6 protein-coding genes and 1 tRNA gene are annotated in these 8,019 nt (G+C 70.1%); 5 read left to right on the top strand and 2 right to left on the bottom strand.

Annotated elements, in window-relative coordinates; genetic code table 11:
* Positions 1–880 (bottom strand): L-seryl-tRNA(Sec) selenium transferase (selA, locus tag A5646_RS02370; RefSeq protein WP_067019583.1); only part of this gene is annotated, 880 nt, incomplete at its 3' end.
* 18 nt (positions 881–898) lie between these two features.
* A tRNA-Sec gene (locus A5646_RS02365) sits at positions 899–993 on the bottom strand.
* 45 nt (positions 994–1,038) lie between these two features.
* On the opposite strand from A5646_RS02365, the gene selD reads away from it, so the two are divergent.
* The 5 genes from selD to A5646_RS02335 all read left to right on the top strand — a co-directional run.
* On the top strand, positions 1,039–2,040 hold the full coding sequence (gene selD / locus A5646_RS02360; RefSeq protein ID WP_369806900.1) for a selenide, water dikinase SelD: 1,002 nt from the start codon (positions 1,039–1,041) through the stop codon (positions 2,038–2,040).
* Between the two features lie 27 nt (positions 2,041–2,067).
* A complete protein-coding gene (fdh, locus tag A5646_RS02350; protein WP_156765496.1) occupies positions 2,068–5,391 on the top strand; it encodes a formate dehydrogenase in 3,324 nt (1,107 codons plus the stop codon).
* Entirely contained in the window at positions 5,366–6,349 is a 984-nt protein-coding gene (locus A5646_RS02345) for a 4Fe-4S dicluster domain-containing protein (RefSeq protein ID WP_067019574.1), read from the top strand. The genes fdh and A5646_RS02345 overlap by 26 nt, the downstream gene beginning before the upstream one ends.
* Positions 6,346–7,431, top strand: coding sequence for an NrfD/PsrC family molybdoenzyme membrane anchor subunit (gene nrfD, locus A5646_RS02340; protein WP_066878728.1), 1,086 nt, complete (start codon positions 6,346–6,348; stop codon positions 7,429–7,431). Before A5646_RS02345 ends, nrfD begins: the two co-directional genes overlap by 4 nt.
* Before the next feature lie 72 nt (positions 7,432–7,503).
* Positions 7,504–8,019, top strand: a 516-nt coding sequence (locus A5646_RS02335) for a TIGR03557 family F420-dependent LLM class oxidoreductase (protein ID WP_156765495.1), incomplete at its 3' end; no start/stop codon positions are given.

Raw genomic sequence — 8,019 nt, 5'->3', positions numbered from 1 at the left:
GGCCGAAGAGCAACCCGGCCTGCGGCCCGCCGAGCAGTTTGTCCCCGCTCGCGGTCACCAGGTCGGCGCCGTCGGCCAGCATCGACGTCGCGTCCGGCTCGTCGGGCAACACCGGGTGCGGCGACAACAGGCCCGAGCCGATGTCGACCACCAGCGGCACGTCGAGCTTGCGCAGTTCCGGCGCCAGCGTCGCGACGTCCACGGCCGAGGTGAACCCGGTGACGTGGAAGTTGGACGGATGCACCTTGAGCACGAAACCGGTCTGCGGGCCCAGCGCCTCGGCGTAGTCGCGCAGGCTGGTGCGGTTGGTGGTGCCTACCTCGCGCAGCCGCGACCCGGTGGATTCCAGCAGCTCGGGGATGCGGAAGCCGTCACCGATTTCCACCAGTTCGCCGCGGCTGAGCACGATCTCCTTGCCGGGGGCCAGCGTCATGGCGGTCAACAGCAGCGCGGCGGCGTTGTTGTTGACGACGTGCACGCCGCCGGCGGTCGGGACCGCGGCGGCCAGCGCGGCCAGCGCGCCCCGGCCCCGGCGCGCGCGCCGGCCCGTCGCCAGGTCGAACTCGACATCGGTGGCCCCGCCGGCGGCGACCACCGCGTCCAGCGCGGCCCGCGACAGCGGCGCGCGGCCCAGATTGGTGTGCACCACCACGCCGGTGGCGTTGATGACCGGCCGCAGGCTCGAGGCGGTGGCGGGCAGCGCGGCGATCGCGTGCTCGGCGACCTGCTCGGGTGCGATCTCGCCCGCGCGGGCCCGCCGCTGCGCCGTGGCGATCACCGACTTCACCAGCGCGCGGCCCAGCACTCGTTGCGCCGCGGCCAGCCGCGGATCGGCGAGCAGCGTGTCGGTGCCGGGCACCCGTCGGCGCGGATCGGTCATCGCGGACCCGAAAGAACATGGCGGAGGCGGACGGGAATTGAACCCGCCAACGACAGCGACTGCCGTTCGACGGTTTTGAAGACCGCGCCGGTCACCAGACCGGACACGCCTCCTTGAGCCATGGCGCCAATTGTCGCAGCCTTCGGCGCGCGGGCACCATGGACGCCGTGACGTACCGATTGACTCAATACGCCCACGGGGGCGGCTGCGCCTGCAAGATCCCGCCCGGTGAGCTCGAGGACGTGGTCCGCGGGCTGGGTTCCAACCCGCCGCGCGACCCGTTCGGGGAGCTGCTGGTGGGCCTGGACAACGGCGACGACGCGGCGGTGGTGCGCATCCAAGAGGGCACGGCGTTGATCGCGACCACGGACTTCTTCACCCCGGTGGTCGACGACGCCTACGACTGGGGCCGCATCGCTGCCACCAACGCGCTGTCCGACGTCTACGCGATGGGCGGGCGCCCGGTTGTCGCGGTGAATCTGCTGGGCTGGCCGCGCGAGGTGCTGCCGTTCGAGTTGGCCGCCGAGACGCTGCGCGGCGGGCTGGAAGTGTGCGCACTGGCCGGCTGCCACCTGGCCGGCGGGCACAGCGTCGATGACCCCGAACCAAAGTACGGGCTGGCGGTCACCGGGATCGCCGACCCAAACCGCTTGCTGCGCAACGACTCCGGCAAACCCGGGACTCCGCTGTCGCTGACCAAACCGCTGGGTGTCGGCGTGCTGAACAACCGGCACAAGGCCACCGGGGAGCGCTTCGAGGAGGCGGTCGCCGTGATGACCACGCTCAACGCCGACGCGGCCGCGGCGGCGCTGGCGGCCGGGGTCCAATGTGCCACCGACGTCACCGGTTTCGGGTTGCTCGGGCATCTGCACAAGCTGGCGCGGGCCAGCGGTGTGACGGCGGTGATCGATTCGGCGGCGGTGCCCTACCTGGACGGCGCGCGGGCGGCGCTGGCGGCCGGCTACCTCTCCGGCGGCACCCGGCGAAACCTCGACTGGGTGGCGCCGCACGTCGACCTGTCCGCCGTGGGGGAGGACGACGCGTTGCTGCTCGCCGACGCGCAGACTTCCGGTGGGCTGCTGATCGCCGGAGAGATCCCCGGGGCGCCGGTCATCGGCGAGCTGATACCGCGCGGCGCACACACCATCGTGGTGCGCTGATCGGGCCCACCGCACTAGGGTTAGGACATGGCCCCGAAAAAAGCCCTGCGCGAAGTGTTTCTGGAATGGCCCGTCCTGCGCCAGTTGCGCTCGACGGACAAGCTTGGCCGCGGCTCGGCGGTCACCTCCAAACAGACCCGCGCGCTGGCGCCGCGCACCACCACGGCCGACCGCGTCGTGCAGAGCGTGTGCCCGTACTGCGCCGTCGGCTGCGGGCAGCGGGTGTACGTCAAGGACGAGCGGGTGGTCCAGATCGAGGGCGATCCCGATTCGCCGATCTCGCGGGGACGCTTGTGCCCCAAGGGTTCTGCCAGCGAGCAGCTGGTGAATTCGCCCGGCCGGCAGCTGCAGGTGCTCTACCGCCCGCCGCGGGCCACCGAGTGGCAACCGCTGGAGCTCGACACCGCGATCGACATGATCGCCGACCGCTTCGTGGAATCGCGGCGCAACAGCTGGCAGGACATCGACAAGAAGGGCAACCTGCTGCGCCGCACCATGGGCATCGCCGCGCTCGGCGGTGCCACCCTGGACAACGAAGAGAACTACCTCATCAAGAAGCTCTTCACCGCCGCGGGCGCCATTCAGATCGAGAACCAAGCTCGTATTTGACACAGCGCCACGGTTCCCGGTCTGGGAGCCTCCTTCGGGCGCGGCGGCGCCACCCAATCACTGCAAGACATGGCCAATGCCGACTGCATTGTCATCCAGGGCTCCAACATGGCCGAGTGCCACCCGGTCGGGTTCCAGTGGGTGGAAGAGGCCAAGGCGCGCGGTGCCCGGGTGATCCACGTCGACCCGCGCTTCACCCGGACCTCGGCGGTCTCCGACCGGCACATCCCGATCCGCGCCGGTTCGGACGTGGTGCTGCTCGGCGCGCTGATCAACCACATCCTGTCCAACGACCTGTGGTTCTCCGAGTACGTCGTCGCCTACACCAACGCCGCCACCCTGATCAACGAGAACTTCAGGGACACCGAGGATCTCGGTGGCCTGTTCTCCGGATTCGACCCTGAAACCGGGCAGTACGACACGTCGAGCTGGGCCTACGACGAGCAGGGCAACGGCCAGATCGAGTCCCCAGGCGGGGGCCACACGCACGGCACCACCGCCTCGGAAAGCGGAGCCGGACAGGAGCACGGTAGCGGCGGCCCGCCGCTGGCGCACGCCCGGGTGCAGCGCGACGAAACCCTGCAGCACCCCCGGACCGTGTTCCAGATCCTCAAGCGCCACTACGCCCGCTACACCCCGGAAATGGTCAAGGACGTCTGCGGTATCAGCCGCGAGGATTTCGACTACCTGGCCCAATCCATCGTGGAGAACTCCGGGCGCGAGCGCACCACCTGCTTCGCCTACGCCGTCGGCTGGACCCAGCACACGCTCGGCGCCCAATTCATCCGCACCGCAACGATTTTGCAGCTGCTGATGGGCAACGTCGGCCGTCCGGGCAGCGGCATCATGGCGCTGCGCGGCCACGCCACCATCCAGGGCTCCACCGACATCCCGACGCTGTTCAACTTGCTGCCCGGGTACCTGCCGATGCCCAAGGCGGGCATGCACGACACCCTGGCCGACTACCTCGACGCGGTCGGATCCAAGAAGCAGAAAGGCTTCTGGGCCAACGCCGATGCCTACACCGTCAGTCTGCTCAAGGCGTGGTGGGGGGACGCGGCGACCGCCGACAACGACTGGGCCTATGACTACCTGCCGCGGTTGTCCGGCCCGCACGGCACCTATCAGACCGTGATGGGGATGCTTGACGACGAGGTCGAGGGCTACTTCCTGCTCGGCCAGAACCCCGCGGTCGGTTCGGCCCACGGCCGCATGCAGCGGATGGGCATGTCACATCTCAAGTGGCTGGTGGTCCGCGATCTCAACCTCATCGAATCGGCCACCTGGTGGAAGGACGGACCCGAGATCGCCTCGGGCGAACTCAAGACCTCCGAGATCGACACCGAGGTGTTCTTCCTGCCCGCCGCGACGCATGTGGAGAAGGCCGGATCCTTCACCCAGACGCAGCGGCTGGTGCAGTGGCGGCACAAGGCCGTCGAGCCGCCGGGCCAGTGCCAGAGCGAACTGCAGTTCTTCTACGAGCTCGGCAAACGGATCCGGCAACGGCTGGCCGGGTCGACCGACGAGCGCGACCGGCCGCTGCTGGACCTGACCTGGGACTACCCCGCCGACGAGCACGGCGAGCCCGACGGGGAAGCGGTGCTGGCCGAGGTCAACGGCTATCGCGTCGACGGCTCCGGCCCGTTGACGTCCTACACCGAGCTGCGCGCCGACGGGTCGACCGCCGCCGGCTGCTGGATCTACACCGGGGTCTACGCGAACGCCACCAACCAAGCGGCGCGCCGGGTGCCGCACGGCGGTGAGTCGCCGAGCCAATCGGAATGGGGCTGGGCGTGGCCCGCGGACCGGCGGGTGCTCTACAACCGCGCGTCGGCCGACCCGGACGGCAAGCCGTGGAGCGAGCGCAAGCGCTACGTCTGGTGGGACGAGGAGCAGGGTCGCTGGGTCGGCTACGACGTCCCGGACTTCGTGGCCGACCGGGCTCCCGGCAGCCGGCCCGACCCCGATCTCGGCGGACCCGATGCGCTGGCCGGGGACGACCCGTTCATCATGCAGGCCGACGGCAAGGGCTGGCTGTTCGCGCCGAAGGGTGTGGTCGACGGGCCGTTGCCCACGCACTACGAGCCGCAGGAGTCACCGGTGACCAACGCGCTGTATCCGCAGCAGCGCAATCCCGCGCGAATCACGTTCCCGCGCAAGGACAATCTGAGCGCACCCAGCGCCGGTGACCCGGGCGCCGACGTCTACCCGTACGTGTTCACCACCTACCGGCTCACCGAGCATCACACCGCGGGCGGCATGAGCCGGTGGCTGCCCTACCTCTCCGAGCTGCAACCGGAGATGTTCTGCGAGGTGTCCCCGGAACTGGCCGCCGAGCGCGGCCTCGAGCCCTACGGGTGGGCCACCATCATCTCGCCCCGCGCCGCGATCGAAGCCCGGGTGCTGGTCACCCAGCGGGTGAGCCCGCTGATCATCAACGGCCACACCGTGCACCAGATCGGCTTGCCCTACCACTGGGGAGTCGGCAGCGACGCGGTGGTCAGCGGGGACGCGGCCAACGACCTGCTCGGTGTGACGCTCGATCCCAACGTGCAGATCCAGGAGTCCAAGGCCGGGTCGTGCGACATCCGGCCGGGCCGCCGCCCGCAGGGCGAGGATTTGTTGCGGCTGATCGCCGACTACCAGTCACGCTCGGGCGTCACCACCGAAACCGGCAACACACGGGTGAGTGACGCCGCCTGGGAAGGAGGAGCCGATGGGTCAGCTGACCGGGCCGACTGACCCGGCCGCGGCGGCCGGATGGCCGGACGCCAAGCCGCGCAAGGGTTTTTTCACCGACACCTCGATCTGCATCGGCTGCAAGGCCTGCGAGGTCGCCTGCAAGGAGTGGAACCGCAACCCGCGCGACGGCGACCTCGAGCTGCTGGGGTCCTCGTACGACAATACCGGCGCGCTGGGCGCCAGCACCTGGCGGCACGTGGCCTTCATCGAGCAGGGCCGGGAGCGCATCGAAGAGGCCCGCGAATCCGGCCGTGCCCTGATCGATCTCGGCATGCCCGCCTTGCCCGGCGCCGCGAAAACCGCTGCTGCCGAACCGGTTTCGCAGCCGCTGCACACCCCGGAGTTTCGCTGGTTGATGTCGTCGGACGTGTGCAAGCATTGCACGCACGCCGGCTGCCTGGACGTCTGCCCGACGGGCGCGCTGTTCCGCACCGAGTTCGGCACGGTGGTGGTGCAGCACGACGTCTGCAACGGCTGCGGCACCTGCGTGGCGGGCTGCCCGTTCGGCGTGGTCGAACGGCGCAGCGACGGCACCTACGCGACGCCGGTGGAACGTCCGGGCCGGCCGAAGGAGGAGTTCGTCACCGGGGTCGCCCAGAAGTGCACGCTCTGCTACGACCGCCTGGTCGAGGACCAGATCCCGGCGTGCGCCCAGACCTGCCCGACGACATCGATCAAGTTCGGCGATCACGACGAGCTGGTGGCCCAGGCGCGCGAGCGGGTCGCCCAGCTGCACGCCGAGGGGCGCACGGAGGCAAGGCTTTACGGCGCCAACGAGAATGACGGCGTCGGCGGCACCGGGTCGGTGTTCCTGCTGCTCGACGAGCCGGAGGTGTACGGGCTGCCGCCCGACCCGCGGGTCTGCACGGCCGATCTGCCGGCCATGTTCAAGCGCGCCGGCCTGGCCGCGGCCGGCATGGTCGGCGCGGCCGCGCTGGCGTTTTGGAGGAGCCGATGAGCACGTCGGAATTCGACAGCTTCCGTCCGCCGGAGCCCCAGGGCGGCAAGCGGCGCAAAGGCAGGCGCGCGGGCCGGCGCGGCGGCGCGGACGGCTCCCGCGAGATGCCGATGGTCCCCGACGCCGAGTTCACCTCGTATTACGGGCGGCCGGTGGTCAAGCCCGCGCCGTGGGGACACGAAGTCGCGGCCTACCTGTTCCTGGGCGGCGTCGCCGGCGGCTCCGGATTGCTGGCGGCCGGTGCCCAGCTCACCGGGCGAAACACGTTGCGCCGCAACACCAGGCTCTCCGCGCTGATCGCGGTCGCCCTGGGTGCGCTCGCCCTGGTGAAGGATCTGGGCCGGCCCGAGCGCTTCGTCAACATGCTGAGGACGGTCAAGCTGACCTCGCCGATGAGCATCGGCTCCTGGATTCTCAGCCTGTTCTCGGCCGGCATCGGCGTTGCCTCTGCCGCCGAGGTCGACCGGATGACCGGCGAGCGAATCCCGTTGGGCCCGTTGCGGCCCGTGCTGCGCGCCGTGGAGGGGCCGGCCGGACTGGAAGCCGCGGTGTTCGCGGCGCCGCTCGCCGTCTACACCGCGGTGCTGCTCACCGACACCGCGACCCCGACGTGGAACGCCGCGTATCGGGACCTGCCGTTCGTGTTCGTCAGTTCGGCGAGCCTGGCCGCCTCGGGATTGGCGATGATCACCACCGGGGTCGCCGAGGCCGGGCCCGCCCGCAAGCTCGCCGTCATCGGCGCGGTCGGCGACCTGATCTGCACTCGGGTGATGGAGCGCCGGATGGACCCGGTGACCAGGGAACCGCTGCATCACGGCACGCCCGGACGGCTCCTGACGGCCAGCGAATGGCTCGCCGCCGCAGGCGGTTTGGGCGCGCTGCTGGGCGGGCGGCGCCGCGGCGTCGCGGTCCTGTCCGGCCTCGCGTTGCTGACGGCATCCGCCGCACTGAGGTTCGGTTTCTTCGAGGCCGGCAAGGAATCGGCCGGCGACCCTCGCTACACGATCGAGCCGCAGAAGCGCCGGCTCGCCGCGCGCCGGGCCGCCGGGGTGACCGGGGACTCGATCACCACCGCGGGCTGAGGGCGCGGCCGCACAGCGGGTCGTAACCGAGGGCGTCGTTTGCGCTCTGTGTAGTCGGGTACTCCGTCACGCATGACGAATTTTGGCTACACTTTGATGACCGAGCAGAGTGGACCCAAAGACCTTGTCCGATATGCGGTTTCGGCCGAAGAGCGCGGCTTCGACTTCCACGTGTGCAGTGATCACTTCTCGCCGTGGCTCACCACGCAAGGACACGCGCCGAACGCCTGGGCGGTGCTGGGTGCGGTGGCACAGGCCACCGAGCGGGTCGACCTCTACACCTATGTGACGTGCCCGACGATGCGCTATCACCCCGCCGTCGTCGCCCAGCAGGCGGCCACCGTGCAGATCCTGTCCGACGGCCGGTTCACCCTGGGCCTGGGCAGCGGTGAAAACCTCAACGAACACGTCGTCGGCAAGGGCTGGCCGACCGTCACGCGCCGGCAGGACATGCTGCGCGAAGCCATCAAGATCATCCGGGAGCTGTTCGGCGGGCAACTGGTGGACTTCACCGGCGACTATTTCCAGGTCGACTCGGCCCGGCTGTGGGACGTGCCCGACGTGCCGGTCGGCATCGGGGTGGCGATG

The organism is Mycobacterium sp. 1245499.0 (assembly GCF_001673615.1).
In the GTDB taxonomy this organism is placed as follows: Bacteria; Actinomycetota; Actinomycetes; order Mycobacteriales; family Mycobacteriaceae; genus Mycobacterium; species Mycobacterium europaeum_A.
Note: the sequence above shows the minus strand (reverse complement) of the source record. Positions and strands in the feature narration are given on the sequence as shown.